We start from the raw sequence: 26,810 nt of genomic DNA on the forward strand, positions 1-26,810 counted from the left end.
ACTATAAAAAAACGCCAAGAAAGCTTACGCGATCTTGGCGTTTTTGCAACAGGAATTAGTAATCTACAACACTAATTGTCAGGCAGTGGGGGCTGGATTACGCAAGCGGATGTGCAGTTCGCGCAGTTGCTTGTCATCCACGGCGTTCGGCGCGTTAGTCAGCAGACACTGTGCACGTTGCGTTTTCGGGAAGGCAATCACGTCGCGGATCGACTCAGCACCAGCCATCAGAGTCACCAGACGGTCCAGGCCAAAGGCCAGACCACCGTGCGGCGGGGCGCCGTATTGCAGGTTGTCCAGCAAGAAGCCGAACTTGTTCTGCGCTTCTTCCGCGCCGATGCCCAGCGCTTCAAACACGGTGGACTGCACGTCAGCGCGGTGGATACGGATGGAGCCGCCGCCGATTTCCCAACCGTTCAGCACCATATCGTAAGCACGCGCACGGCACGCACCCGGCTGCTCTTTCAGCAGCGCCAGGTGTTCGGCTTTCGGGCTGGTAAACGGATGGTGGCAGGCGTTCCAGCGTTTGCCGTCATCGTCGTATTCAAACATCGGGAAGTCCACCACCCACAGCGGACGCCATTCGCGCACAAAGTAGCCGTCCTTCTCGCCCTTCTCCAGACCAATTTTCAGACGCAGCGCGCCGATGGCTTCGTTCACCACCTTCTCGCGGTCGGCGCCAAAGAACACGATGTCGCCGTTTTGCGCACCGGTGCGCTCAACCATGGCTTGCAGTGCGGCGGGCGTCAGGTGCTTGACGATAGGCGATTGCAGGCCTTCTTCGTTCAGCTGGCTGATGTCGTTGACCTTGATATACGCCAGACCCTTGGCACCGTAGATACCGACAAACTGGGTGTAGGCATCAATTTCGGAACGGCTGAAAGCCGCACCGTTCGGTACGCGCAAGCCCACTACACGGCCGCCGTCCATATTGGCCGCGCCGCTGAATACCTTGAACGTCACGTCCTTCATCACATCGGTCAGCTCGGTAAACTTGAGCGAGATGCGCATGTCCGGCTTGTCCGAACCGTAATAGAACATCGCGTCGTCGTACTTCATACGCGGGAACTTGCCCAGGTCTACCCCGATGGCTTCCATAAACACATGGCGCGCCATGTCTTCGGTGATGTCCATGATTTCGTCTTCGTCCAGGAACGAAGTCTCGATATCGATCTGGGTGAATTCGGGCTGACGATCAGCGCGCAAATCTTCGTCGCGGAAGCATTTGGTGATCTGGTAGTAACGGTCAAAGCCCGCCACCATCAGCAGCTGTTTAAACAGCTGCGGCGATTGCGGCAACGCAAAGAACATGCCGTCATGCACGCGGCTGGGCACCAGATAATCACGCGCGCCTTCGGGCGTCGAGCGCGTCAGCATCGGCGTTTCAATATCGATAAAGCCACGGCTGTCGAGGAAGTTACGTACCAGCAGCGCCACCTTGTAGCGCAGACGCAGGTTCTTTTGCATGACCGGGCGGCGCAGATCGATCACGCGGTTTTGCAGACGCACGTTTTCCGACAGGTTTTCATCGTCGATCTGGAACGGCGGGGTGGCAGCGCTGTTCAGCACGGTGATGGTCTTGGCCAGCAATTCAATCTCGCCAGACACCATCTTGCTGTTGGCCGTACCGGCCGGACGCTCACGCACAATGCCGGTAATTTCCAGCACGAATTCATTGCGGCTGGCATCAGCGGTCGCAAAGGCTTCGGGGGTATCAGGATCGATCACCACTTGCAGCAGACCTTCGCGGTCGCGCAAGTCGATAAAGATCACACCGCCGTGGTCGCGGCGACGATGCGCCCAACCTTTAACGGTTACGGACTGGCCGAGAAAACGCTTGTCAATCAAGCCACAGTAATCGGTACGCATAAATGAACCTGCTTTTCGAGATTTTTGTAAAAGACTTTCACAGAAGACGGTATGGCCTGGCGTGCATCAAAGCGTATCAGGCAACACAATCTGAGGAGCGGGTACGGTGCGATTTGCCGGCACCACCACCCCCATCGAAATGACATATTTGAGCGCTTCGTCCACGCTCATATCGAGTTCGCGAATATCACTGCGCCGCGCCATGAACAGAAACCCGGAGGTCGGGTTCGGCGTGGTCGGCACAAACACGGAGACCAGTTCGGCATCAAGTTTTTCGGCGATTTCACCGCCCGGCACGCCGGTCATGAAACCCACAGCCCAGGTGCCCTGATGCGGAAACTGTACCAGCAAGGCCTGACGAAATGCCTGGCCCGAATCACTGAACACGGTATCGGACACTTGTTTAACGCTCGAATAAATCGAACGCACGATCGGAATGCGGTTGAGCACATGTTCGCCCAGGCGCAACAAACGGCGGCCCAGCACATTGGTCGCCACCATGCCGGTAAACAACACCACAAACACCGTCAGCACCACCCCAAAGCCCGGGATATGGTGCGCGTCGTTCAGAAACGGCGCGTAGGGCGAAACAAAACGCAACAACCAGTAATCCGGCCGCCACGGTGTGGGCACAAAAGCGCCCAGCTGATCCATGGTGCCTATGATCAATTGCAGTACCCACAGCGTGATACCCAGCGGCACCCAGACCAGCAAACCCGTTAACAGATATTTCTTCATACTCGCCATGTAACGGCTCTAACCTCTTGCCAGCTTTGGTAAAGGGATGGGTAAACCGACCGCCACAGCGTCAGCCGTGGCAACCCCAAGCCGTGTGCGCACTAGGCTTCGGCGCTGCTGGGGGTGGACGGCGCAGCCGTCGTAGTGCCGCCACTGCCGCCTTTGAAATCAGTGACATACCAACCGGTGCCTTTCAACTGAAAGCCTGCGGCCGTCACTTGTTTTTGATACGCATCGGCGTGGCATACCGGGCATTCCGTCAGCACCGGGTCTGCCATCTTCTGCATATGGTCGTTCTGATGGCCACAGGCGGCGCAGCGATAAGCGTAAATAGGCATGGAGGTCTCCCACACGAAAGGCGTTGATTATAACAGTGGGATGAGATGCTGTGCATTCGCAGCAAATTCAAGCGGATAGACCGGAGCGCCCACCCGATGCCCGCAGCGCGCCGGGTTTGCACCAGGGTTACAGCGCCCGGTGGGGCGCGAGCGGATGGGCCGGACGGGATGCCCGGCCACACCCCGCCACAAGGTTTACCCGTGCGGGCTTACGGCTTGGGAATATGCAAGGTGCGGCTGATCATCAGCGAGCCGGACAAGGCAAACATCAGCACCAGCGGGTGCAAAAAGCCCGGGCCGATTTCGATGCTGCCCAACCAGAGCATGGGGCCGATGGCGTGTTGCCACGCGGCGATAGCCATTACCAGTACCAGCACCAGCGAGGTGGGGATGGGCGTGCCTTCGTAGTATTTGACCTTGCCGCTGTCGCCTTTGAGCGTTTCGGCGGTGACGTTGTAACGCGCCAGGCGGCTAACCCCGCAAGCGACAAAGTAGCCCAGGGCGATACGATCCCAAAAGCCGTCCATGCCCATGCCGTAGGCGATGGCAGCAGGGGCAACGCCAAACGAGATCACGTCGGCCAATGAATCCAGCTCGCGACCCAATGCGGATTGGGCATGGCGGAAGCGAGCGACATGGCCGTCGGCAATATCAAATACCAACGCCAGCGGCAGCAAGGCGCAGGCAATCAGCAGATGCGCCACCACGCCTTGTTGTAGCCAGGTCATCACCGAGAACACCGCGCCGACGCCGCAGAGCGCGTTGGCCAGGGTAATCCAGTCCGCCAGATGAAACGTGCGAATCATCGAAAAATGTTTGTATTGTTTTTCCACTGCCATGCTCCTGAGTCGGGCCGTCTGTGTGCCCGCCGCGCTAAGGTTAAACCCAGGCTTGTCAGTCTGGCGAGCCTGCTTCACGATGCGGCGAGCCTGTAAGGTAATGCCCGCCTGGATTTTGCTGCTGCCATTACACACCATGACAGAGACCGCGGCAGCGGGAGGACATCAGGGTTTGATGTCGGCCATGTACTGATATGTTGCATTTGCGTCATGGCCGCCCTGCCATCTGTTCGATGGCAGCCGGCGCTACAACAGAACTGGCTTATATTGAAACCCCGGCTGCGGCACTACAAAAAAACATCAGGCCGGACACGGATAAGCGATACCACTCGCAAAAACGCGGCAACCAAGCCGTAAGTAAATGGAACTCGAAGGGAGCTTTGCATGAGTATCGGACAACGTCTGGTGGCGATGATCGTCGCCGCTATTGCCGCGCTGGCGGTCATCTCGGCGGTAGGCATCGTGCAGTTTCAGCGCGAAGCGGCCAGCCTTGATGATTTGATGGACAACAACGTTGACGGCATTGTGGTCGCAAGCGCGCTCAACAACGATTACAAGGTCGAGCAGATCGTCGTTGAACGATTGCTGCTGGAACAAAACCCGGATGCCCGCACCGCCGGCATCAAGCAGGTGGCCCTGCTACGCCAACAGCTGGAAGAGTCGGGCAAGAAGTACTCCGCCACCTATCTCGACGCCACCGACAAGGCCAACTACGAGAGCTTTGCCAGCCAGCTGACCGCCTTGCACGCGCTGCTGGACAAGGTGATGAAAGCCACCGACCAGGGCGATATGGCCACCGCAGTCATGCTGGCCAATGGCCAGGGCGTCGATCTGGCCTCCAGCACTGAAAAAGCCTTGACCGCATTGCGCGATTACAACGTCAAGATGGCCAAAGTCAGCCGCGACGAGATGGTGCGCGAGCAGCAGCAATCGCGCCTGATCTTTATCGGGATTGCCTTGCTGGCCAGCGTGGCGCTGATCATCTTTGGCAGCATCACCGTTACCGCCATCCGCAAGCCGTTGAATGCCATGCAGAAAGTGGTTAGCGATGTGGGTCGCAATCTCGACTTTACCTTGCGTGCGCCGGTGGGCCGCAACGATGAAATCGGCACCACGGTTAAATCGTTCAATCTGTTGCTGGAAAACCTGCAAAACAGCTTCCGCGGCGTTAGCGCGCAAATCCGCCAGGTATCCGCCGCTGCGACGGATATGTCGCGCGCCGCCGCCGAGATGTCGCAGAACGCGGGCAATACCAGCGAAGCCGCCAGCAGCATGGCCGCCACCGTCGAAGAAGTGACGGTCAGCATCAACCATGTGTCCGATCGCGCCAACGAAGCCAATACCCTGTCGCGCGAATCCGGCAAGCTGGCGCAAACCGGCTCGCAAGTGATCGAATCCACCGTCAACAAGATCGAAGGCATTGCCGACACCGTGCGTTCGGCGGCCAGCCAGATTTCTGATCTGCAGAACATGAGCGCGCAGATCAATGCCGTGGTCAAGGTGATCAAGGAGATCGCCGATCAGACCAACTTGCTGGCGCTGAACGCCGCCATCGAAGCCGCACGCGCCGGTGAACAAGGCCGCGGCTTTGCGGTGGTGGCGGATGAAGTGCGCAAACTGGCTGAGCGGACCTCCTCATCCACCCAGGAAATCTCGGCCACGGTCGGCTCCATCCAGGAAGGCGCGGTGCGCGCCGTGACCAGCATGCAAGCCGTGGTTAACCAGATGGAAGACGGGGTTAACCAGGCGCGGGGCGCGGGCGCCGCGATTGTCGATATCCGCCATGGCGCTACCGATATGGCGGATCGCGTTGATGACATCAGCACCGCCATCAGTGAGCAAAGCGCGGCCAGCAACAATATTGCGCAACTGGTGGAACGCATTGCGCAAATGTCGGAAGAAAACAGCGCCTCGGCGCGCACCACGGCCGGTTCAGCGCAACAACTGCATATGCTGGCCGGTGAAATGCAACGCGAAGTGGAACGCTATCGCGTGTAACACCGCCTCCGCATTGCAAGCGCCAACAAAAACACCGCCACGGATCATCCGGGCGGTGTTTTTTTTTGCCTCAGGCCATCAAGCGGTATAGCGCGCTGCGGGCTTGTTGCGCGACAGATTGGGTTGCAGCGCATTGCGGGCATCCACCAAGCGCTGCCAGTCACCCGCGTCGGGCAAGGACGGAATGGTGACGCCTTCTTTCTGGTCCAGCCCGACCAGCGCGGCATCAACCAGATCCTCCACCTCCATCACGATTTCCGGCGGCAACGCGTCCAGCGGCGTGGTGCCCTTGCTCCAGATTTCCGTGCGCGTCGCGCCCGGCAACACCGCCTGGATATGCACACCGCTGCCCTCCACTTCTTTGGCCAGCGCCTGACTGAAATGCAGCAGATACGCCTTGGTGCCGCCATAGACCGTATTGCCCGGCTGCACCATTTGCGACATCACCGACGCGATATTGATAATTGCGCCATGGCCGCGCGCCAGCAGGCCAGGCAGCACCGCATGCGACAAACGCGTCGGTGCGGTGATATTCAGCACGATTTCGGCCTCAAGCTTGTCCACATCGGCCGATTTGAGCGGTTCCAGCGTGGCCGTGCCGGCGTTGTTTACCAGCAGGCTGATGGCAGGATCGGTGGCGAGCAGCTGTTCCACTTTGGCGGTATCCGCGCGTTGGGTCAGATCTGCCACCACGATGCGGACGTTAACGCCGCTTTCGCTGGCCAGTTGCCGCGCCAGGCTTTGCAGTTTTGCTTCGTTGCGCGCCACGAGGATCAGATCGTAACCGCGCTGGGCCAGACGTTGTGCGTAGGTGGCGCCGATGCCGGTGGAGGCGCCGGTAATAAGGGCAGTGCCTTGATGTGCAGCCATGGTGTTGCTCCTGTTGTGAGGCGTTGCTGTTGTGCTTGTGCCTTGCGGTCAATCTGGATGATGACCGTCATCTGTCGAGCAAATTAACCACCGGCAATCAGGATGTCAAACACAATCCAGAATTTGACAGGGGCGAGCAGACGAGCGGATACTTCGCCGCATTCCCCAGCCGAACAAGGACCCGCCACGCCATGGGCACATCACGCGCAGATAAAGCAGCCACGCACGCACGCATCGTGCAAACGGCCGCAGCCCGGTTTCGTGAACTGGGGCTGGATGGCTTGAGCGTGGCCGATTTGATGAAAGAAGCCGGCCTCACCCACGGCGGCTTTTACAAACACTTTGAATCACGGGAAGCGCTGGTGGATGAGGCGGTAACGGCGGCGTTGCACGATGGCGGTACCGCGCTGCGGCAAACGCTGGCAGCTCAGCCTGAGGTGACGCTGGATGATTTATTAGCGGTGTACCTGAATGCCGAGCATCGCGATGGTCCCGCCACAGGCTGTGCAGTGACGGCGCTGGCGGCAGATGTCGGCCGCTGCGGTGCATCGACGCGGGCGACCTATGCGGCGCAAGTCGAGACCAATCTCGAGATGCTGCAAAACCTGCTGCCCAGCGCATGGACGCCAGAGCAGCGCCGCGCGCAAGGCATGTTGATTCAGAGCGCGCTGGTCGGCGCGCTGGCAATGGCGCGGGCGATGGGGGGCGCGCACGGCTTGTCGGATGAAATCCTCGCCACCGTCCGCCAGCAAATCAATGCCCTCGCGGCGGCCAGCCCGAGTGCGCCCACCGCCACGGCTTAAGCAAAATCAATCCAGCGCTGCGGCTGCGCCAGCGTGCTGGTCAGAATCTGCATATCGCGCCATGCCTGGTCAAAGTCGCTGCGCGGCGCGCGCTGGATGCGAATGGCGTGAGCAAAGGCGCGGAATTCCGCCATATAGCCATCGTCATCGTCACGTTCCCAGCGCGTTTGGCCGCTCGGGTCTTGCAGCACCAGCGTGCGGCCGTCATAGGTAGCCGCGCCGTTTTCCGCCAGCACGGTCAACTGCCATTGCTGGTGCGTGTGCGAAGAAAAATACAGATTGATTTGCGCCGTCGCGCCGGCCGCGCTTTGCAGCGTCAGCGCGCCGCCATCAAACCGCCCCAGTTGCGGATTGGTCTGCGTCGGGCTGAGGGTGGCGCGCACGATATCACCGAGCAGATCGCGCGCCACGGCCACGTAATGCACGCCCGCGTCCAGCAACAAGCCGCCGGGGAATTCATGGCCGGAACGCCATCCGCTCACCAGATAGCGATTATCCGGCTGCATAGACATCATGGCGTTCCAGTTCAGCGCATACACCGCACCCGCACGGCCGCTGACCAGCCAGGCCTGAATGCGGCTGAAGGCGCTGGCATAGCGGAAGTTTTCCGCCACCATGCACACGTATTGCGGATATTGCGCCGCCAGCGCCAGCATTTCGGCGGCCTGGTCGGCATCGGGCGCCAGCGGTTTTTCGACCAGGATATGTTTGCCCGCCTGCAAAGCAGCGCGCGTCGCGCTCAGGTTATCGGTGGCAGGCAATACAATGTCGACCGCATCGATATCGGGCCGCGCCAGCAAATCAGCCATATCGGTGTACCAATCGACGCCCCCCGCCATCGCGGCAAAGTGCTGCGCTTTTTGCGCGGTGCGATTGCACACGGCCACCAACTGGATGTCGTCAGTGCAATGTTGCAAGGCGGGCCAATGCAGCTCACGCGCAGCCACGCCACAGCCGATCAACCCCAGTCGTACGGGACGGTTCATTGCAGACCCCTTTCTTGTTTTTGGCACCGCGCAAGGCTACGCGCTGATCCCGATGCGGGGCCAGCGCGCAGCGGTGTTGATACGGGCAAAGGTGCGATAGACGACAACACCGGCAAAGCCGGCCGAGGTTACAGCCCTAGATGCGGCGCCAGCTTGGCATGCGCCTTGTCCAGCCACGGCGGAATATAGAACGGCGCGTCGTCGATGGCGATGGCCTCCAGCTCGGTAAACAGCTCACCCGGGCCTTGGGGATCGCGCGTGGCGTGGCGCTCGATATGCGACACCTTCCACAAGGTTTGCGCCACCTGATCCGGCTTGTTCCACAGATCGTCAAAATGCTTCAGGCCGCTCTGCAACACAAAATAAGCATCGCGCGTGTCGTAAGTGGTTTTGTCGTGAAATTTCTGCGGATAAATGCATAGCAGCAAATACGGCAAGTAATGCACCGGCAGCCCGGCGTAATCAAACAGGCCGCGTTGTTGCGCATCGATAATCGCGCGCTGGAAATCACCCCATGCCAGCTTGCGCCCTGAAATCGAAAACGCCTTCAGATAAATGGGGTACAGGTTAGCCAGCAAATGTTCGCGCACGCGGCGGCCGTTTTGCGGGTCTTTGGCTGAGGGGGGAATGTCCAGAAAATGTCGGCGCGCGCTTTCAATCGAACTGCATTGGCTGCCGGATTTATGTGCAAAGTGCGTCACCGTATGCGGCGGATGCGCGACGCGCAGCACCAGCTCATCGCCACAGACTTCGCATTGCGCGCTGGCATTGTTGCCATAAGTCAGGCGAAACCATTCTGCATTCTGGATACCGGCGCCGTGCGGGTCGCGGGCTCTGTTTGTCATGATGTGTCTCCGAGGGGCCCAGACACAAAGTGTAAAGCGCCCGCGCGATGCAGTCACCGCCGCGGGCAAGGCTGTGGCGCGGGCTGTAACTCGCGGCCATAAAAAACCCGGCGCAGGGCCGGGTTCGGGGTAATGCCAGGGTCGATTACATCAAACGTGCAATCAAGGCCTTCTCAAAGCGCGCGTCCAGCGGAATCGACACTTTCACGCCATTGCCTGCCGCCACTTTCACCGGCTCGCCTTCTTTGCCGCGCATCGAGGTCAGATCGATGATCTGGTTGCCGCTGGGATGAATGATTTCCAGCTGGTCGCCCACTTCAAAATGGTTTTTGACTTCGATATCGGCCCAACCGTCACGAATGCTGGCCACTTCGCCGACAAACTGGCTGCGCCTGGATTCGGAGTGGCCCTTGATGTAGTTCTGCGTTTCCTGGCTTTGATGGCGTTGCAAAAAGCCATCGGTATAGCCGCGGTTAGCCAGGCCATCCAGATCAGCCAGCAGCGACGGGTTAAACGGCCGCCCCGCCACTGCATCATCGATTGCCTGGCGATACACCTGCGCGGTGCGTGCCACGTAATACATCGACTTGGTACGACCTTCCACCTTGAGCGAATCCACCCCGATCTGCGCCAAGCGCTCGACGTGCTGCACGGCGCGCAAATCTTTGGAGTTCATGATGTAGGTGCCGTGTTCATCTTCCATGATCGGCATCATTTCGCCGGGGCGGTTGCCCTCTTCAATCAGATAAACCTTGTCGGCTTCCGGATGGCGCGGCACGTCGCCACAGGCCGAGAACGCCTGGTTGGCTTCTTCCAGCGCCTTGTTGAAATCAAACTTGATGACTTGCACGTCGCCGGCGTCATCATCTTTGGTTTCATGCACCTTGTAATCCCAGCGGCAGGCGTTGGTACAGGTGCCCTGGTTGGGATCGCGGTGGTTAAAGTAGCCCGACAGCAAGCAGCGGCCCGAATACGCAATGCACAGCGCGCCGTGAACAAACACTTCGATTTCCATATCCGGACATTGCTGGCGGATTTCTGCCACTTCATCCAGCGACAGTTCGCGCGACAGGATAATGCGGGTCAGGCCCAGCTTCTGCCAGAACTTGACGCCCATATAGTTCACCGTGTTGGCCTGCACCGACAGATGCACCGGCACTTCGGGCCATTTCTCACGCACCATCATGATCAGGCCGGGGTCGGCCATGATCAGCGCGTCCGGCTTCATTTCGATAACCGGTTCCATATCCGACAGATAGGTTTTGATCTTGGCGTTGTGCGGCAGGATGTTGGACGCCACAAACAGCTTTTTGCCGCGGGCGTGCGCTTCTTCGATGCCTTGTTGCAGTTGTTCCAGCTTGAATTCGTTGTTGCGCGCACGCAGGCTGTAACGCGGCTGGCCAGCGTAAACGGCGTCAGCGCCGTAGTCATAGGCGGCGCGCATCTTGTCCAGCGTGCCGGCGGGGAGCAATAGCTCAGGGGCTTTCAGGGTCATGGCGGTATCCAGCAAAAGCAAAGCCCCGCTCGGTGGCGCTGCGGGGCGAAGGTGTAATGGCCGCGATTATATCCGCTTTTACGCTGCCCGTGTTTTAGGCAGTGTCTAAAACCCTTATGCAAACAAGGCTTTACCCGGGCTATCCACAAGCCTCGCACAGACTTGTTGCAAGAAGGTGGTGGATAAACGGGGATAAACCCCCAAGCCATATGGGTGCTGTTCGCCACGCGTGATCCGGCCAGCTTGTCCGCCTAAAAAACAGGCAGCACAAAAAAACCCAGGCGGGCCGGTAAGTTAGCCCGCTTGTCCACAGCCTCTACACACCCCGACCGGGCGTGCCTGTGAGAAAGCCGCGGCGAATGCCCAATATTTAGGCAGCTGCGATTAAGCCTGACGCTTCAGGCAGTTAGCTGGCGTATCCACAGGCCGCGCACACCCTTGTGCGGTCGCCGGGGTGGATAAGCGTCAGTTTTCCCCAGGCCGACGGCGGGCCAGGCAGCCAGCCGCCGGAAATACCCGCAAAACAGGCCCATATCGCCCGCTAATGGCCTGCGGATCAAAAAACAGGCGGCGCAAAAAAACGCTATCGGATCAGCGCTCTGATGGGCTTGTCCACAGCCCGTGCACATGCTTGTGCATGCTTGGGCGTGGATAACAAAATCGGGCTGCAAGCCGCGCCGAATATAGAACGAACGTACTGTGGAAAACCCGCAGCGCGGCCAGGCGACGGCCTGGGTAAGATGCGGTTTTCCACATCCTGGGAGTCTCCGCATGAACATCGGTTTTATCGGCACCGGCAACATGGCCAGCGCCATGATCGCCGGTTTGCACAGCAGCCACCCCGCCTGGCAGATTCACGGTTTTAATCGTTCCGCCAGCAAGCTGAGCGATCTGCAAACGCGGTATGCCCTGCAGGTAGCGCACAGCCTGCCAGAGCTGGTGGCGCGCGCCGATTACCTGGTGCTGGCGGTCAAGCCACAAGGCTACGATGCGATGCTGGATGCGCTGGCGCCCTTGCTGCAGGCGCGGCACACGCTGGTGACGGTGGCGGTGGGTTATACGATCGCGCGCGTGCAAGCCCGTATCGGCACACAAACGCGCGTGGTGCGCAGCATGCCGAATACCCCCGCCAGCGTTAGCGCCGGGATGAGCGCCTTGTGCGGCAGCGCGGCCCTGCCCGATCAGGCCCGCTCTGATGTCAGCGCCGTGTTCGAAAGTTTTGGCCGCGCGGTCTGGATCGACGAAGGCCAGTTCGATGTGTTCTCGGCGGTTGCGGGTTCTTCGCCTGCGTGGGTGTACATGATGATCGAAGCCATGGCCGACGCCGCCGTGCAAAACGGCATGCCGCGCGCCCAGGCCTATGCCGTGATCAGCCAGGCGGTGCTGGGCTCAGCGCAACTGGTGCGCGATAGCGGCCAGCATCCGGGCGTGCTGAAAGACCAGGTCTGCTCACCCGGCGGCACCACCATCGCAGGCGTAGCGGCGCTGGAGAAAGCCGGCATGCGCAATGCGTGGTTCGAGGCGGTCAACGCCACGCTGGCGCGCACTAAGGCGTTGGGTTGACGACGGCACGGGCGGCGCGGCCCGGGTGCCGCTGCAGCGGCAATCCATCCAGCGCAATGCACAGCTGGGCGACGTAGGCCACGCGCAATAACGTTTCCAACCCAGGCGTGGCCAACATGGCGTCGATCAGATCGCTTACGTGATCAAGCCCGGCCGCGCGCAAGGTGGTGCTGTGCTGGCGCAATTCGGTGGCGTGGCTGATGTCGGGCCGCGCATGACCCAGCATCGCCAGGTATTCAAGCCGGTCAAGCACCGGTTGCAACAACCGCTGGCTGATCGAACTCGCCGCGCTGGCAGGCAGCGGTGCGGGTGTTTTACCCCACCAGGCGCGCCATCGATCGCCCAGCGTGTTCTGGTCGTCAATGGGTGCGTCGGCATAGTCGAGCGATAACGGCTGCAGGACGTGATCACGCATCACCATCACCGCCACGGGGCGCAGCGTAACGGCGTGGCGCGCCGATTGTAGCCGTACCAATACCGCGCGCAGATCGGCTTTACGCAACACAAGTTGCTGCAGATATTCGATGGCGGGCTGATTATGCGGTTCGCACGGTAGCACCAGCTGCAAGCGTTCGCCGTGGATGTCGTTCACCCACCAATCCACGCATTGGCGTATTTCGTCCAGCACCGGCGGCGCCCACGCGCTGGGGCGCAGCAACACGCAATCGACTGGCTCGCCGCGCAAACCCAGCGTGCCACGCAATGCCTGGTCCAGCACGCGCCAGTCAGGATGGCCCAGTTGCGCCAGACCGGCGTCGCCATCGCGCCACGCGGGCAACGACTCGGCGCGCGTCGCCCCTGCAGTGGCAATGCGGCCATCGTCGGCCATGCGTGCACCGCGTAACAACACCTCGCCGTTGTCGCATAGTCGTTGCGCGCTGCTGCCGCCCTGCCACAGCGGCAGAAATTGCCATGCCGCCATCTTATGAAAACCAACGTCGCTGCCATCGGGCCGGGCCAGCACCGCCTGCAGCACGCGCGCAGTCTCGGCATGCCAGAAAGACAGCGTGAGCCCAAGGGCGCCGCCGCGCGTGTGCCACCAGTAGGCGCCCAGTGGCAGCAATTGCAGATCCGCACCTTCGGCGAAGTCGCGACGCACCTGACCGCGCAATGCGCTCATCGAGCCGGCCTCGCCGGCCTCGCCGGCTTCCAGCGCAGCGCACAGCGCGTAAACCTGCGCCATTAATTGCAACGCCTGACCTTCATCCACGCGGTCGTCGCGTTGCACCAGCAAATCCAGCGTACCGGCCAGGCTCCGCAACAAGGCGGCCAAACGGGGTAGATTGCTGGCGCGCGCCGACATATTCAGCGCCTGCAGCCGTTGCGCGGTGATGCTGCTGACATGCGCCAGCCCATTGTCGAACAGTGCCTGCAAAGCCCGTCGCACATGGTCCAGAAACAATAATTCGGCTGCCGTCAGCTCGGCAGCGGCCGCGGCAGTCGGCGCATCGGGCAACGTGCCCGCCGGCCATGCAAAGGCGCGGCCGTGCGCATGCCACAGCAAGGTGAGCGCCAGCACATGCAAGGCAGGCTGGTCAGCCGCCGCGGCATCCGACACCATGCCGGCAAACCCTGCGCCCGCGATATAACGAATCGTCAACGGCGGTTGCGCCAGTTCGATCAACAGGCTGGCGGCCTGCTCCGTCCACACTAGCGCAAGCACAGGATCAAAACGGCTGGCTGCACGCCGGACTGCAGCGCGGCCAGCTTCGCGAAACACTTCGGCCGGCACCAGCGACAACGCGCTTTGCAAGGCACTGGGCGCGGCAAGGTCGGCGCTGGCGGCCGCAGCGCCTGGCTTTTGCATAGGCGGTTCCGTGGCGGCTTGCTCACGCACGTATATCACTGCGGCCAGAATATGTTTACACATGCCGGGGGCGGGACAATCACAGCGCGCGTGCGCTGGCCCACGTGCGTCAAGCAATACCGTCTGCCCATCGGCACACAAGCTGATTTGGGTAGCCGTGGCAGCCAGAATGGCAACCTTGCCGGCTTCGACATCGCGCTGTGCGCGGCGCAACAGCCCTACGTTGGCCAGGGTGGCCAGTGCCTCATCGTCATAGCCGCGATAGCGGATGTGCAGGTCACTCATCCCATCACCTCCGCCAGCCATTCGGCAAAATGCGTCGGCGTGAGCGCGGCGACATGCATGCCCAGATTACCCAGTCGCTGCGCCATGTCGCGGTCGTAGACCGCCGTGCCGGTCTCATCCAGCGCGGCCAGACCCAGCAAGGTGACGCGGGCTTCGGCCATGCGCCGCACGCTGTCCAGCAACGGGCCGATGGGCATGCCTTCGAAAAAATCGCTGATCAACGCCACCACGCTGCGGTGGGGCTGGTCGACGCACTGCTCGCAATAGCGCATTGCGCGGCCGATGTCGGTGCCGCCACCCAGCTGCACGGTCAGCAATACCTCAACCGGGTCATGCGCCATCTGGGTCAGGTCGACCACTGCGGTATCGAAGACCACCAGCTTGACGCGCACACCGGGCAGGCCGGCCAGAATGCCCGCGACGATGGCTGCGTACATCACCGAATCAGTCATTGATCCACTTTGATCGACACACAGAATGACCTCCCACGGCAGGGCCCGCCGCGTGCGTGCGTTAAACAACACGCGCTCGATCACCAACTGTTTACGTGCCGGATCATAGTGTTTGAGGTTGGCATGCAGCGTGGCACGCCAGTCAAAGTTTTGTGCGCTACGCAAGGCGGAGCGGCGAAAGCGGTTGCGACGACCTTGCAGTGCGTTAACAAAATCGGTGCGCAGGCGGCGCGTAATGTCTTCAACCACCTGGCGCAGCAGCGTGCGCAACACGCCGATCACTTCGGCGCCCAGTTTGCCGCGCAAGCCAAGCAGCGTGCGCACCAGGGCCTGGTTGGGTTCCAGCGTCGCCAACGCGGCGGGGTCATGCAGCAAATCAGTCAGCTGATACTTTTCGATGGCTTGCGCCTGGATGCGCTCGTATACGTCGCGCGGAAACAACTTTCGCGTGAGGTGTAACCAGTCAATCGCGCGCACGGCGGATGCATCTGGCGTTGTACCGCGTCGCACGCTCCGGCGCTCATATTCGCGACCGTATAAATAATCCAGCGCCTGATCCAGCCGCTGCTCTTGCGCACTTAGCCCGTATTGGTCGAGGCTATCCGCCGCAAAGTGCCCCAGCATCAAGCGCCAGCGCCGCAGCATGATGCGGGTGTTGTCGTCACTCATCGTGGCTATTCCGCGAAAGCAGCCAGCTACCCAAACCATCGCGTTGCAGCAAGCGCGCCAGATCTGCGTCGATGCGCGTGGTGGTGGGCAAATCGGCGGCGCTTACCTGCATGTGGGCCAGATCGGTCTGCACCACCGGCGCGCCGTTCAGTTCCGCCAGCCATCGCGCCATATCGGCGGTTTCCTGGGGCTTTAGCCGTGCAAACGCTTCGCGCAATTCAGGTAGATGGGTAATAAAGTGGTCTTCGTCCCAATTGGCGATCAATTGGTTAAGCGCCTGCAGCATATCGGTCCGACGCAACAAGAGTTCGGGTGCAACGGTCATCAACCCGGTCAGAAAACGTACGGCCTCAGCCGGATCGGCGCCCGCGCCAAACCGTATTTGCAGCCGCTGGCCCAAGGCGATTTCTTCCAGTTGGCTGTCCAGCACCAGCGTTGCGCCCGCGGCACCCGCCAGCCCGGCTGCCACTTCAGGCTGATCCAGCAGGCGCAGTAGCTGCGCATGCAGTGGCGCCGTGTCGGGCGGCGGTTCCGACGGCCCCACATCGGTGGCGGCTTCGCGTAACGCCTGGCCAAACTCTCGCAGCAGGCCCAGATCGCGTATCGCCGCGGCTTCGTGCTGGACACTGACTTGCGCCAGACCCGGCAACAAATACAGCGCTCCAGTCCAGCATTGCCGCATCAGCGCGAGGATAGTCGGGTGCTGCTGCGCGCCTAATGGCTCGCGCGCGCGCCACAATGTGGCCAGCCGGTGACCGCAAAGCACCACCGACTCAAATGTTGCATCCTCGCTCAGATAAGCGCCAAGCCGATCGAGCAGCAACGGCACCTGATCGTGCAGACCCACCAGGCAAGCACGGATCACCAGTTGCACCGCACTGGCCGCCGACCGCGCCGCACCCGCCGCATCCAGCGCCTGTTGTTCTGCGCGCAAACGCGCCAGGCCGGCATCGGCCAAGGTCTGACCCAAACTAGAGAGTTCGATTAGCCGCGCTTCGACGGTCGGCGTCCACGCGTAGCGCCATTCTTCAAACAACAGTTCCAGCCGCGTGCCATGCAGAAAATCGGGGCCGCCTTGCCACTGTGCCAGCCGCGCATCCAGATATTGCATCAGATGAAAAAAGCGGCTTCGCCGTACATGGGCGCGCTTGCGATATACGTCCAGGCGCGTGACGCGCACATCGGTATCTTGCAACGCGATACCCAGCGCGCGCGCCTGTTGGCGCACGTTTTCCAGCAACGGTGGTGAGCCCGCCGAAGGCGGAATCTGCCCGAGCCGGTTGCCACCCAGCCAGCGATGCAGGCTCTGGTTAAAGCCCGCCGTGCCGTCATGGTCGGCCGTTTTGATAAAACAAGAGCGCATGGCGTCGATCAAATCGTACCGGCCCGGCCCGGCATGGCCACGCAAGGCCGCCAGCCGCACCGCTTGCAGCAATGCGTTTTGCACAGCCGCTACCGAAATCTGTTCGTGCAGGTTCTGCTCGCGTGTTTCGCGCGCCATGCTGGTCAGAAAATGAAGCGCCACCTGCTGCAGATAGCTGGCGGCTCCCGTCTCCTGCGCTTGCCACACCTGGCGGTAATAAGCGGGAGATGGCATACCTGACGCATAGCCATTGAGCGCATCAAGCCGATCATCGCTATAGCGGATCAGCCATGCATCATCGGTGGCCGGGGCCGTAGCGGCGGCCAGGGCCGGGGTCGGTTGTTGCAACAGTTCGAGCAATGCAGCGGTATGAAAGCCGCCAGTGACCACCACAATAGGGCCATCAGTACAGGCGCGCAGCCGCGCGATGTGCGCCGCCATATGGCGTTCGCGCGGCAGACTGCCTTCTGCCTCCAGCACTTCAGTTTCGTAATCAAGCCGCGCCATTGCGCAATAGCTAAAGACATCGGCTAATAAAGTGCGCCAGTCACGCAGCTGGGCCAGCGGCCGCAGCTCAAACAAGTGGTCCCACAGATCGGACTGATCCCGGCAGCCGGCGCGCTGCGCCAACGCGCTGAGATATGCGCTATGCGCCAGATAACGCTCCGCCATCAGGTTGCGCGTTGTGTGCGCGGCGGCATCGCCCAGCCAGGCTTTGTCGCGCCATGGCAAATCAATAAACGCCAGCGTGGCGCCCACGGCCGCGCCCTCGCGCAACGCCACCCATTCCGGGCTGTATTCGCAAAACGGAAAAAATGCGGTCCCGGGGCTTGCCCCGCCGCCATCCATCGCAGCCGCGGGTCGGGCAGGCGTCTGGCACAAAATGGCCACCGGCGGCCGGGTTTGCGTATCCAGCAACAGCGGAATCAGTCCGCTAAAGCTTTCGGGCCCTTCGATCAGCACAGCCACAGGCCGGATCTCGCTGATCAATGCCTGAGTGGCACGCGCGCAGGCCGGGCTATGGTGGCGCACTGGCACAAAATACAGATTATCGGCAAACAGCGCGTTCAGCCCTTGCTGCAGCCGCGGCGGCAACGCAACTCCGGCTATTGCCATAGCGTACGGGCGGCGTCATGAAAACGCTTCCACAACGCGTCTTTGCGCGCGCGCTCGCGCACCACCGTTTCAAAATAGTGGCGCACCTTGCGCAGATCGTCGGCGTTGTCTTTAAGCACCACACCTTGCAGCTGTGCAGCCAGTTCTCGCGGGGTGAGCGTGCCATCGCCAAAATAGCGTGCCTCCAGGGCGGCGGCGTAGGCCACGTTAACGGCCTCGGCCGTCGACATCACCGTATCCGGCGTCTTGATGGCGGTGCCCTCCTGCGTCTGCCCCGCGCGTAGCTCCTGGAAGGTGGTCACCAACAACGCCACCACATCACGCTCCACGCGCACCAGCGTTTGCGCGGCTGCCAGCTCGCGGGCCAGTTGCGACATCACCAGTTCGACTTCGAATGCGTGCTCGCGGATCGGCCGCACCGTCTCAAAGTTAAACCGCCGCTTAAGCGCCGAAGACATTTCGTGCACACCGCGGTCACGCAAGTTGGCGGTGGCGATGATATTGAAGCCGCGGCGCGCATGCACACGGCCGGCATCGCCCAACTCGGGCACCATCAACTGCTTTTCTGATAACAACGAGATCAGCACATCCTGGATTTCGGGCGGGCAACGCGTGATTTCTTCAAAGCGCACCAGTTTGCCGGTCTGCATGGCGGTATACAGCGCGGACGGCACCAGCGAACGCGGGCCCGGCCCTTCAGCCAGCAGCAGTGCGTAATTCCAGGCGTATTTAAGATGATCTTCAGTCGTGCCCGCCGTGCCCTGGATGGTCAAGCCGGAATCGCCCGAGATCGCCGCCGCCAGCAGTTCAGACAACAGCGACTTGGCGGTACCCGGCTCGCCGACCAGCATCAGGCCCTGATTGCCCATCAGCGTAACAATGGCGCGTTCGACCAGCGCATCGTCACCATAAAACTTGCGCGCGATATCCAGGGCGGGGTCACCCAGAATAAAACGGCGTACCGCTACAGGCGACAAGTACCAGTTTTCTGGTTTGTCGGCATGGTCGGCCTCTCGCAACCGCGCGAGTTCGGCCGCGTAACGTTGTTCGACGCCGGGGCGCAGGGCCTCGGCCACAGACGGGCTGATTTCAGTCATGGTTTACCACGGTGTTTTCTTGTCCCATTCGGCATCAAAACCACTGCACACATCGGCCACGGCCAGGTAATCGGCGTACGCCTCGGCCAACAGCACGTGGGGCACCTGGTCCAGCTTGAGCAGGCGCTCGCGGTAATTACGCACACGGGTGTTTTCAAACATCAGCGTTTTTAGCGCGGCCGGTACATTTTCTTCGGGCAGCGTGTTGCCGCTGAATTCGATCACCACGCGAATGCCGCTGCTCGCGAACTCTTTGAAATAGCTGTAGAAAATACCGCCATCTTCGGCCTGGCTGCGCTGGTAACCGCGTTTGGCAAACGCGCCGCGAAAGCTGAATGTGTCGCCCAACCAACCCAGCCGGTCATCGATGGCATCGGCGTCTTGCGTCCACGTGGCAGGCCGCTGCGGCGCAAACTGGGCGAACAGCGGCGTGATTTTGTAATCCTTCAGATGCGCGCGCCACGCTTTGGCGCTGGCTGCATCCACTAAAGCAATATGCGCAAGGCGCACCGCATGAAGCGTGCTGGCGTCAAGTTCGTCATCGTTCAGATCAATCAGGCTGCCATCCTCGGTGGGCCGGAACAAAGTAACCGGTTGGCCATCGGCATCAAGCGCCTGCCACACCAGTTGTTGCACCAACCGCCCCATAACCGGATGGCCATACAGATAATCCAGCCAGTCCGCCGCGGGCCAGACGCGGCCCGTGCACAGCGCTTCGTACAAACGCGCCTGCTGCAGCTCAAGCACTTGTTTCAGTTCTTTTTTGCACGCGGCAAACAGTGCTTTCGCTTCTTTGATGCTGTCTGGCGCGTCCGATTTACGCGGTTCGGGCAGCGCCTTGATGGCTTTGCCATCACTGTTTTGCAAAACCGGCTTCATGCCCGCATCCAGCACCACGGTAAATTCGCGCTCGCCATAAAACAGCACCAGGCGGCCCGTGTCGTCAAACCCGGCGGAGGGGATAGTGCGGTCAGCCAGCTCATCCTGCGTCCAGTGGTTGCGCTGCGCGATACGTTCGACCAGCGCGCGCGCCCGGGTCTGGACCGAAGCCGTGCGATGGCGGCGCGAGATCGCTAGCAGCAGCTGGATAACCGCCGGATCAGCACTGTTCGCCAGGCCTTCCAGAATCGCCTCAATCTGAAAACGCCGGATGTAATGATCACGCATAAATGGTTGCAGAGTGGCCACCATCTCGTGGCCCGTACCGCGGCCGATCAACCCCAGAATGCCCTTCTCACCGATGGCGGTGCCAAGGTATTCCCCCAGCTTTTCGCGTTTGAGCTGCTCAAACACCTGCTCCCGAGTCATCGCCGCATAGGCAGGCGACCAACTGGCCCAGCCCTGGTACATCTGATGCCGCGCGGCTACATTCGCTTGCGCGTGCGCGACGGCTTCGTCCAGCGAGGGGTGCAGCGTATCGCGCGCAATAAACTGCCGCAGGATAAAGCGTGCCAGCGCCGCGGCGCTAGCGGCGTCCAGCAGGCTTAGATAACGGTCGAGCAATGCGTTGCCGCCCGGCTCTTTCAGCTTGTACGCCAGCACCACCCACCATTTGATAATGCTAGCGTCCACCGCGCCGCCACTCGCCCATTGGCAGCCCGGCAAGTGGTCAAACGCAAACCACGCCAGTCCCACGGGCAGTTTGCCTTTCAGGCCTTTGCTGGCCTCGCGCTGCAGGTTTTCGGCCGACAACAGGGGCTGAATATCCGCGCCCAGCCGCTCGAGTGTAGTCAGCAACGTGGCACGCACAGTCTCGCGGTTTTCTTTGGCCAGCGCGGCCTGCAACGCGGGGATGGCCTCCTGGCAATTCAGATCGCCCAGCCAGTCCGCAGCAACGATCCGCACTTCCTGGCGCGTTGAACCCAAAGCGTCTATCGCCTGATGGGCTATGCCCGGAACGCGCGCCAATACCTGCTGAGCTTCGGCGCGGTTGCTGCGGGAATCGCCTAGCGCGATTTCAAGCAAGCGAGGCACCCAGCGCGCGGGCACCTGCGGGAACGCGCCGATCACTTCAATGGCTTTGGCAGGCACGTATTCGCGATAGGTCTGTTGCCGGTTGGGGGTGAGGCCCAATGCCTCGTCGATATAGCCTGGATAACGCGCAAAGAACGGCCACACGGCCGCGGACCCCAGCGCTTGCAAATCAAGCTGTTGCCAATACTCGCGCAGGCAGCTATGTGCGATGCTATCCGGCGTTTTGCCGAGGCGCTCAAGCACGTCGGCAAACATCCGCAAGTCTTCGCCCGCCTCTGGGTGAGCGGCGCGCCACCGGACAAAACCCGGAAAATTCCAGAACCAGCTCAGAATTTCGCGCTCGCTGCCATCGGCCCAGCGCACAAAATGATAAAAGCTGAACTCGGGCAGATCAAACAGGCCCGACCCCGCCACCAACTGGCTTTGCTCACGATCAAGCTGGCCTGGCGCGCCATTCAGAACGGCGACGATATCGGCCACATGCGCGTCGGTTAACCTGCGCATCTGCGTATATGCCGCCTCGCGCCACGACCATTCGCGGCTGTGCTCGCGATTGTCGGCCGCTTCCTGATCCGCACCGCGTTTAAGCTCGATCAGTTGTTCCCGAAAATGCTTGAGCAGCATCTCGGTGGCGTTGTGGTCGAGCGGAGTATCGGGCAACGCGTTGTAAGGCGGGCGACCGGCACTTCGGTTTGATCCAGACCGCCCACGGCATCCAGCCGCGACAACGCATTGCGGATGGCTTGTTGCACGGTTCGGCTTTTGTTGGTTTCGAGCGCCGCTTGCAGCAACGGGGCTGTCTCGGCGCTGGCGATGCGGGCCAGTAATTCGGCCGCCTGTTCTTGCTCGGCCACCGCGCCGTCACGCAACAGCGCGCCCAGCAGGGTCAGGCGCTGGGCGGCGGGGACGGCCTCAAGCTGCTTGCCGGCTTCAACGCGCACCGTTTTGCTACCGTCCACTGCCAGGTACGCCAGCGTGGGCGCAAAGGTGGTTACCACCGCGAGCCGGCCCAGACACCGGCTTAACCGGAACCGGCCATCCGCCAACATGCGTGACGGCAGCGCGGCCACCTCGGCCGCATGCTGCAACAGATACTGATCATTGGTTTCGCTTGAAATCAGCGTATCCATGCGTACGCGTTCATAGCTGGGCGCGTCGCGATGATCGAGCAATGCAACCAGCGCCAACGTACCCGGCTGGCCATCCAGCTCCAGCAAGCGGTGCATGCGCGCAAAGTCCATAAACTGCAGCACGTCCTGCTTGGCCGCGACCTCGTCGCCGTTTTTGCCAAGAGGTTTGTTTGCCTGCCAATGCGGCTGCCCCGCACCAAACAGATAGTCATTAAGCAGACATCCCACCCAGCGTGGCAGGCTGGGTGCGGCCGTGCTGCTGCCACTGCGGTCGAGCGTGGCAAACACTTTGGCCAGACGCAGCAACTGGGCATCTTCCAGCGTATTCGCGGCATACAGGTCAGCCCGCGCATGCATGCTGGCTTCTGCGGCAGCACGGTGGGCGTCGTCGTTGATCCAGCGGTAGCCGTGCGGGCTGCCCGGGTTCCCCAACAGCCCGGCCGTTTCGATGGGCGTCTGGCCCAGCTTGATTAATACGGCAGGGTCATCTCCGCTGAGCACAAAACGGTATACCGCGTCGGGCAACGCCTTGTGCACCAGCGCCAGGCTGGCCAGTGTTGTTTGCAGCAGTTTGATCGCCGCGGGCTTGCTGCCGCGGTTGCCGTCGAGTGATTTGTCCAACATGCCGAGCAACTTGCCTAACATGAATACCTGCCGTTTACATGGGCGTCATAGAGTGCCGAAGTGTATCTTGCGCGCCAACGTGCAGGAAATCCGGCCCCGCCAGCGTTGCATAAATCCACATGGGCGGCGCCACGCGTACCAACGCCGTACCCAAACAAAACGGCGCACGCCGGATAACCGGGGTGCGCCGTTGCAGGCAGGTGTGGGCGAGCTTAACCCAGCCGTGCCTTGATAGCGGCTTCAATCCCAGCCGCATCCAGTCCGCAATCGGCCAGCAACTGGCCCTGCTCGCCATGCTCGACGTAGGTATCCGGCAGCCCCAGCAGCAGCGTCTGGGTGCTGACACGATGAGCTGATAGCACTTCGAGCACTGCGCTGCCCGCGCCGCCCATGATGGCGTTGTCTTCCACCGTCACCAGCAGATCGTGCGTGGCGGCCAGTTCCAGCAGGCGGGCTTCGTCCAGCGGTTTGATAAAGCGCATGTTCACCACCGTGGCATCCAGCGCCTCGCCGGCCTGCAGTGCGGCGGGCAAACGCGCGCCAAAGCTCAGGATGGCCACGTTCTTGCCTGCGCGGCGCGTGTCCGATTTGCCCCACGGCAAGGCGGTCATGGTGGTTTCCACCGGCGTGCCATTGCCGCTGCCGCGCGGATAACGCACTGCACTCGGGCCGTTGTGTTTGTACGCCGTGTACAGCATCTGACGGCATTCGTTTTCGTCGCCCGGCGCCAGAATGGCCAGGTTGGGAATGCAGCGCATAAACGACAAATCGTAAGCACCCGCATGGGTCGGACCATCCGCGCCGACCAGGCCAGCACGGTCGATGGCAAACACCACCGGCAGATTCTGCAGCGCCACGTCATGCACCAGTTGGTCGTAGGCGCGCTGCAAGAAGGTGGAATAGATCGCCACCACCGGCTTCATGCCCTCACAGGCCAGGCCGGCGGCAAAGGTCACTGCGTGTTGCTCGGCGATGCCGACATCAAAGTAGCGTGTGGGATGTTCTTCGGCAAAGCGCACCAGGCCCGAGCCTTCGCGCATGGCGGGTGTAACCCCGACCAGGCGATCGTCTTGCGCGGCCATATCGCACAACCAATCACCAAAGATTTGCGTATAGCTGGGCTTGCTGGCGGCCTTGGCCACCGGCATGCCGTTTTCCGGCGTAAACGGGCTAACGGCGTGATATTTGACCGGGTCGGCCACCGCCAGCTTGTAGCCCTGGCCTTTTTTGGTGACCACATGCAGAAACTGCGGGCCCGACAGCTTTTTGATATTCGACAGCGTCGCAACCAGCGTATCGATATCGTGGCCATCAATCGGGCCGATGTAGTTAAAGCCGAATTCTTCAAACAGCGTGCCCGGCGTCAGCAGGCCTTTAACGTGTTCTTCGCTGCGCTTGGCCAGCTCGCGCAACGGCGGCACCGCCGTCAGCACGCGGTCCGAAACATTGCGGAAACCGTTATAGAACTTGCCCGACAGCAAGCGCGCCAGATAGCTGTTAAGTGCGCCGACATTGGGCGAGATCGACATTTCGTTGTCGTTCAGGATGACCAGCAGATCAACATCGCGCTCGCCCGCGTTATTGAGCGCCTCAAACGCCATGCCCGCCGTCATCGAGCCATCGCCGATCACCGCAATCGATTTACGTTGTTCGCCTTTAAGTTTGGCCGCTTCGGCAAACCCCAACGCCGCGCCGATCGAGGTACTGGAATGGCCGACGCCAAAGGTGTCGTATTCGCTTTCTTCGCGTTTGGGAAAGCCCGCCAGGCCGTGCTGTTTGCGCATGGTGTTCATGCGCTCTTTGCGGCCGGTCAGTATCTTGTGCGGATAGCTTTGATGGCCCACATCCCACACCAGGCGGTCATGCGGGGTATCAAACACATAGTGCAGCGCGACGGTCAGTTCCACCGCGCCCAGGTTAGAAGCAAAGTGGCCGCCGGTGCTGCTGATCGAGTCGAGCAGATACTGGCGCAGCTCGCTGGCCAGCTGCGGCAGGTCATCTTTGTTCAAGCGGCGCAGATCAGCCGGCAGATTGATTTGATCGAGCAAACAGGTCATGGAGCGTTCTTTTAGTGGCGGCGGTCGACGATGTAATCGGCCAGTTGCTGCAGACGCTGGCCACGGTCACCAAACGGTGCCAGCGCGGCGCGCGCTTCGGCCAGCAATTCGGCCGCTTTTTCTTTGGCGCCTTTCAGCCCCAGCAGCGACACATAAGTCGGTTTGTGATTGGCGGCATCTTTGCCTGCGGTTTTGCCCAGCGTGGCAGTGTCGGCCTCTTCGTCCAGCACGTCATCCACCACCTGGAACGCCAGGCCCATGCACTTGGCAAAATGATCGAGCTGCTGGCGTTGTCCTGCACTTAACGGCGCGCCACAGCTGGCACCCAGCAATACGCTGGCCCGGATCAGTGCACCCGTCTTGAGGATGTGCATCATCTCCAGCTGCGGCAAGGTATACGCCTGACCAACGCCGTACAGATCGATGCCCTGCCCACCACACATGCCCTGGCTACCGGCGGCACGCGCCAGCAATTGCAGCATTTCGACCAGCGCTTGCGGGCCGCTTTGCAGCGGTGCACCGGCTAATACTTCAAACGCCAGCGCCTGCAAGGCATCGCCCACCAGCAAGGCGGTGGCTTCGTCGTATTTGACGTGCACCGTGGGCTTGCCCCGGCGCAGGCTGTCGTTATCCATCGGCGGCATATCGTCATGCACCAGCGAATAGGCATGGATCATTTCGACTGCTGCGGCGGCGCGCTGCATACAGGCGACATCGGCATTAACCAGCTCACCGGCAGCAAACACCAGCAGCGGACGCACGCGTTTGCCGCCATCGAGCACGGCATAGCGCATCGCATCATGCAGACGCGATGGCACATGGTGCGGTGCCGGCAGCAGCTGGGCCAGCACGTCTTCCATGCTGGTCTGGGTCTGGCTCATCCAGAGTTTGAAATCGCTCATGCCGCATCCCCGGTATCGGGGTTAAGCGGCTGCAAGCGTTCACCTTCGAGCACTTTCAGTTGCCGTTCAGCGTCTGCCAGCTTGCCTTCGCAATATTGCAACAGGCCCTGGCCACGCTGATACGCGGCAAGCGCGGCATCGAGCGACAAATTGCCTGATTCCAGTTGCGCAATCAGGGTTTCGAGTTCGGCATACCCGGCTTCAAAATTCTCGGGCTGTTTGACGGTTTTGGACATGGTGGAAACCGTGCGGAAAATCCCGCGACCTTAGCCCAATCGCGGCTTGGGCGTCAATGACGGGCGTCTGGCTGTGGCTTGCGGCAGGGCCGCCGCAAGCCCGGCTTTACAGTCAGCTCAACTGCGGCTAACCAGCAAACGCAGGCCCAGCCCCAAAAAAATCGTGCCCGCGATGCGATCCAGCCACAGCCCGGCGCGCGGCCGGCGATTAATCCACTGCCCGACCGCGCCTGAGAAAAATCCCAGCGCACCGAATACCACGCAGGCCTGTAGCGTAAACAGCAGCCCCAATTGTGCGGTTTGCCACGCCACCTGGCCGTGCGCCGCCAGCACAAACTGGGGCAGAAACGCCAGAAAGAACAGCACCACCTTGGGATTGATGGCATTGGCCAACAAGCCTTTGCCAAACAAGCGCCACGGCGATTCCTGCGTGGCATGTGCCGCCGCATGCGCGCCACCCCGGCTCCGCCAGGCCTGAATACCCAGCCAGATCAACCACAAACCGCCCGCCACCTTGAACACCGAAAATGCCAGCGGCGACGCGGCGATCAGCGCGCTTATCCCCAGCGTGGCCAAAGCCGTGTGGAACAAGCAGCCCAGCGCGCAACCCAGGCCAAACGCAATGCCCTGCTTGCGCCCACGTGCCATGCCCATCCCCAAAACCATCAGGTTATCGGGGCCGGGTGACAGCGTGATCAATAAAGCAGCGGCCAGAAAGCCGTAGAACTGGGCGGGATCAAGCAACATGCGGCAA

The 26,810-nt window shown here is 61.2% G+C and carries 21 protein-coding genes; 3 read left to right on the plus strand and 18 right to left on the minus strand.

Annotated elements, in window-relative coordinates; translation table 11 throughout:
• Positions 1-78 precede the first annotated feature (78 nt).
• From aspS to ACYQ1A_RS14190, 4 genes are all read right to left on the minus strand, one after another.
• Entirely contained in the window at positions 79-1,869 is a 1,791-nt protein-coding gene (aspS, locus tag ACYQ1A_RS14175; protein ID WP_499362985.1) for an aspartate--tRNA ligase, read from the minus strand.
• 66 nt (positions 1,870-1,935) lie between these two features.
• Positions 1,936-2,616, minus strand: a complete 681-nt coding sequence (locus ACYQ1A_RS14180) for a DUF502 domain-containing protein (RefSeq protein WP_499362987.1) — start codon at positions 2,614-2,616, stop codon at positions 1,936-1,938.
• A gap of 92 nt (positions 2,617-2,708) precedes the next feature.
• Positions 2,709-2,945, minus strand: a complete 237-nt coding sequence (locus ACYQ1A_RS14185) for an FmdB family zinc ribbon protein (protein ID WP_499362989.1) — start codon at positions 2,943-2,945, stop codon at positions 2,709-2,711.
• A gap of 209 nt (positions 2,946-3,154) precedes the next feature.
• A complete protein-coding gene (locus tag ACYQ1A_RS14190) occupies positions 3,155-3,778 on the minus strand; it encodes a CDP-alcohol phosphatidyltransferase family protein (protein ID WP_499362991.1) in 624 nt (207 codons plus the stop codon).
• Positions 3,779-4,168: 390 nt separating this feature from the next.
• Between ACYQ1A_RS14190 and ACYQ1A_RS14195 the strand changes: the two genes are divergently transcribed.
• Positions 4,169-5,782: a methyl-accepting chemotaxis protein gene (locus tag ACYQ1A_RS14195; RefSeq protein WP_499362992.1), complete on the plus strand. Its 1,614-nt coding sequence runs from the start codon at positions 4,169-4,171 to the stop codon at positions 5,780-5,782.
• Between the two features lie 78 nt (positions 5,783-5,860).
• Here ACYQ1A_RS14195 and ACYQ1A_RS14200 read toward each other — a convergent pair whose 3' ends face one another.
• The gene (locus tag ACYQ1A_RS14200) at positions 5,861-6,652 is read right to left on the minus strand and encodes an SDR family NAD(P)-dependent oxidoreductase (protein WP_499362994.1); all 792 of its coding nucleotides are present in this window, start codon (positions 6,650-6,652) and stop codon (positions 5,861-5,863) included.
• A 191-nt stretch (positions 6,653-6,843) separates the two neighbouring features.
• Between ACYQ1A_RS14200 and ACYQ1A_RS14205 the strand changes: the two genes are divergently transcribed.
• Positions 6,844-7,455, plus strand: a complete 612-nt coding sequence (locus tag ACYQ1A_RS14205) for a TetR/AcrR family transcriptional regulator (RefSeq protein WP_499362996.1) — start codon at positions 6,844-6,846, stop codon at positions 7,453-7,455.
• Here the strand turns inward: ACYQ1A_RS14205 and ACYQ1A_RS14210 are convergent.
• From ACYQ1A_RS14210 to trhP, 3 genes are all read right to left on the minus strand, one after another.
• Entirely contained in the window at positions 7,452-8,441 is a 990-nt protein-coding gene (locus ACYQ1A_RS14210; protein ID WP_499362998.1) for a Gfo/Idh/MocA family protein, read from the minus strand. The genes ACYQ1A_RS14205 and ACYQ1A_RS14210 overlap by 4 nt on opposite strands.
• Before the next feature lie 128 nt (positions 8,442-8,569).
• The gene (locus tag ACYQ1A_RS14215; RefSeq protein WP_062223561.1) at positions 8,570-9,286 is read right to left on the minus strand and encodes a hypothetical protein; all 717 of its coding nucleotides are present in this window, start codon (positions 9,284-9,286) and stop codon (positions 8,570-8,572) included.
• A gap of 145 nt (positions 9,287-9,431) precedes the next feature.
• The gene (trhP, locus tag ACYQ1A_RS14220; protein ID WP_499363031.1) at positions 9,432-10,775 is read right to left on the minus strand and encodes a prephenate-dependent tRNA uridine(34) hydroxylase TrhP; all 1,344 of its coding nucleotides are present in this window, start codon (positions 10,773-10,775) and stop codon (positions 9,432-9,434) included.
• 777 nt (positions 10,776-11,552) lie between these two features.
• On the opposite strand from trhP, the gene proC reads away from it, so the two are divergent.
• Positions 11,553-12,344: a pyrroline-5-carboxylate reductase gene (gene proC, locus ACYQ1A_RS14225; protein ID WP_499363000.1), complete on the plus strand. Its 792-nt coding sequence runs from the start codon at positions 11,553-11,555 to the stop codon at positions 12,342-12,344.
• Here the strand turns inward: proC and ACYQ1A_RS14230 are convergent.
• The 10 genes from ACYQ1A_RS14230 to ACYQ1A_RS14275 all read right to left on the minus strand — a co-directional run bounded on the left by ACYQ1A_RS14230 (position 12,328) and on the right by ACYQ1A_RS14275 (position 26,803).
• Positions 12,328-14,436 (minus strand): SWIM zinc finger family protein, encoded by a 2,109-nt coding sequence (locus tag ACYQ1A_RS14230; protein ID WP_499363002.1) that lies wholly within the window; start codon positions 14,434-14,436, stop codon positions 12,328-12,330. The two genes, proC and ACYQ1A_RS14230, sit on opposite strands and share 17 nt — an antisense overlap.
• Complete coding sequence (locus ACYQ1A_RS14235; RefSeq protein WP_499363004.1) at positions 14,433-15,557, minus strand: VWA domain-containing protein; 1,125 nt, start codon at positions 15,555-15,557, stop codon at positions 14,433-14,435. Before ACYQ1A_RS14235 ends, ACYQ1A_RS14230 begins: the two co-directional genes overlap by 4 nt.
• Positions 15,550-18,015 (minus strand): DUF5682 family protein, encoded by a 2,466-nt coding sequence (locus ACYQ1A_RS14240; protein WP_499363006.1) that lies wholly within the window; start codon positions 18,013-18,015, stop codon positions 15,550-15,552. The genes ACYQ1A_RS14235 and ACYQ1A_RS14240 overlap by 8 nt, the downstream gene beginning before the upstream one ends.
• Before the next feature lie 11 nt (positions 18,016-18,026).
• Positions 18,027-19,133: an ATP-binding protein gene (locus tag ACYQ1A_RS14245; RefSeq protein WP_062223069.1), complete on the minus strand. Its 1,107-nt coding sequence runs from the start codon at positions 19,131-19,133 to the stop codon at positions 18,027-18,029.
• 3 nt (positions 19,134-19,136) lie between these two features.
• The gene (locus tag ACYQ1A_RS14250) at positions 19,137-21,767 is read right to left on the minus strand and encodes a DUF4132 domain-containing protein (protein ID WP_499363008.1); all 2,631 of its coding nucleotides are present in this window, start codon (positions 21,765-21,767) and stop codon (positions 19,137-19,139) included.
• On the minus strand, positions 21,701-22,882 hold the full coding sequence (locus tag ACYQ1A_RS14255; protein WP_499363010.1) for a HEAT repeat domain-containing protein: 1,182 nt from the start codon (positions 22,880-22,882) through the stop codon (positions 21,701-21,703). Before ACYQ1A_RS14255 ends, ACYQ1A_RS14250 begins: the two co-directional genes overlap by 67 nt.
• 191 nt (positions 22,883-23,073) lie before the next feature.
• The gene (dxs, locus tag ACYQ1A_RS14260) at positions 23,074-24,918 is read right to left on the minus strand and encodes a 1-deoxy-D-xylulose-5-phosphate synthase (protein WP_499363012.1); all 1,845 of its coding nucleotides are present in this window, start codon (positions 24,916-24,918) and stop codon (positions 23,074-23,076) included.
• An 11-nt stretch (positions 24,919-24,929) separates the two neighbouring features.
• On the minus strand, positions 24,930-25,820 hold the full coding sequence (locus ACYQ1A_RS14265) for a polyprenyl synthetase family protein (RefSeq protein WP_499363013.1): 891 nt from the start codon (positions 25,818-25,820) through the stop codon (positions 24,930-24,932).
• Positions 25,817-26,056, minus strand: coding sequence for an exodeoxyribonuclease VII small subunit (locus ACYQ1A_RS14270; RefSeq protein WP_062223085.1), 240 nt, complete (start codon positions 26,054-26,056; stop codon positions 25,817-25,819). Before ACYQ1A_RS14270 ends, ACYQ1A_RS14265 begins: the two co-directional genes overlap by 4 nt.
• A gap of 117 nt (positions 26,057-26,173) precedes the next feature.
• Positions 26,174-26,803 carry a LysE family translocator gene (locus tag ACYQ1A_RS14275; RefSeq protein ID WP_499363015.1) on the minus strand — a complete coding sequence of 210 codons (630 nt, stop codon included), beginning with the start codon at positions 26,801-26,803 and terminating at the stop codon, positions 26,174-26,176.
• Between the last annotated feature and the right edge of the window lie 7 nt (positions 26,804-26,810).

The sequence above is a fragment of the Silvimonas sp. JCM 19000 genome (assembly GCF_054652575.1).

Coding starts and splice junctions, on each gene's coding strand:
- aspS (WP_499362985.1), bottom strand. CDS start 1,869: ATGCGTACCGATTACTGTGGCTTGATTGACAAGCGTTTTCTCGGCCAG.
- ACYQ1A_RS14180 (WP_499362987.1), bottom strand. CDS start 2,616: ATGGCGAGTATGAAGAAATATCTGTTAACGGGTTTGCTGGTCTGGGTG.
- ACYQ1A_RS14185 (WP_499362989.1), bottom strand. CDS start 2,945: ATGCCTATTTACGCTTATCGCTGCGCCGCCTGTGGCCATCAGAACGAC.
- ACYQ1A_RS14195 (WP_499362992.1), top strand. CDS start 4,169: ATGAGTATCGGACAACGTCTGGTGGCGATGATCGTCGCCGCTATTGCC.
- ACYQ1A_RS14200 (WP_499362994.1), bottom strand. CDS start 6,652: ATGGCTGCACATCAAGGCACTGCCCTTATTACCGGCGCCTCCACCGGC.
- ACYQ1A_RS14205 (WP_499362996.1), top strand. CDS start 6,844: ATGGGCACATCACGCGCAGATAAAGCAGCCACGCACGCACGCATCGTG.
- ACYQ1A_RS14210 (WP_499362998.1), bottom strand. CDS start 8,441: ATGAACCGTCCCGTACGACTGGGGTTGATCGGCTGTGGCGTGGCTGCG.
- ACYQ1A_RS14215 (WP_062223561.1), bottom strand. CDS start 9,286: ATGACAAACAGAGCCCGCGACCCGCACGGCGCCGGTATCCAGAATGCA.
- proC (WP_499363000.1), top strand. CDS start 11,553: ATGAACATCGGTTTTATCGGCACCGGCAACATGGCCAGCGCCATGATC.
- ACYQ1A_RS14230 (WP_499363002.1), bottom strand. CDS start 14,436: ATGAGTGACCTGCACATCCGCTATCGCGGCTATGACGATGAGGCACTG.
- ACYQ1A_RS14235 (WP_499363004.1), bottom strand. CDS start 15,557: ATGAGTGACGACAACACCCGCATCATGCTGCGGCGCTGGCGCTTGATG.
- ACYQ1A_RS14245 (WP_062223069.1), bottom strand. CDS start 19,133: ATGACTGAAATCAGCCCGTCTGTGGCCGAGGCCCTGCGCCCCGGCGTC.
- ACYQ1A_RS14255 (WP_499363010.1), bottom strand. CDS start 22,882: ATGTTAGGCAAGTTGCTCGGCATGTTGGACAAATCACTCGACGGCAAC.
- dxs (WP_499363012.1), bottom strand. CDS start 24,918: ATGACCTGTTTGCTCGATCAAATCAATCTGCCGGCTGATCTGCGCCGC.
- ACYQ1A_RS14265 (WP_499363013.1), bottom strand. CDS start 25,820: ATGAGCGATTTCAAACTCTGGATGAGCCAGACCCAGACCAGCATGGAA.
- ACYQ1A_RS14270 (WP_062223085.1), bottom strand. CDS start 26,056: ATGTCCAAAACCGTCAAACAGCCCGAGAATTTTGAAGCCGGGTATGCC.
- ACYQ1A_RS14275 (WP_499363015.1), bottom strand. CDS start 26,803: ATGTTGCTTGATCCCGCCCAGTTCTACGGCTTTCTGGCCGCTGCTTTA.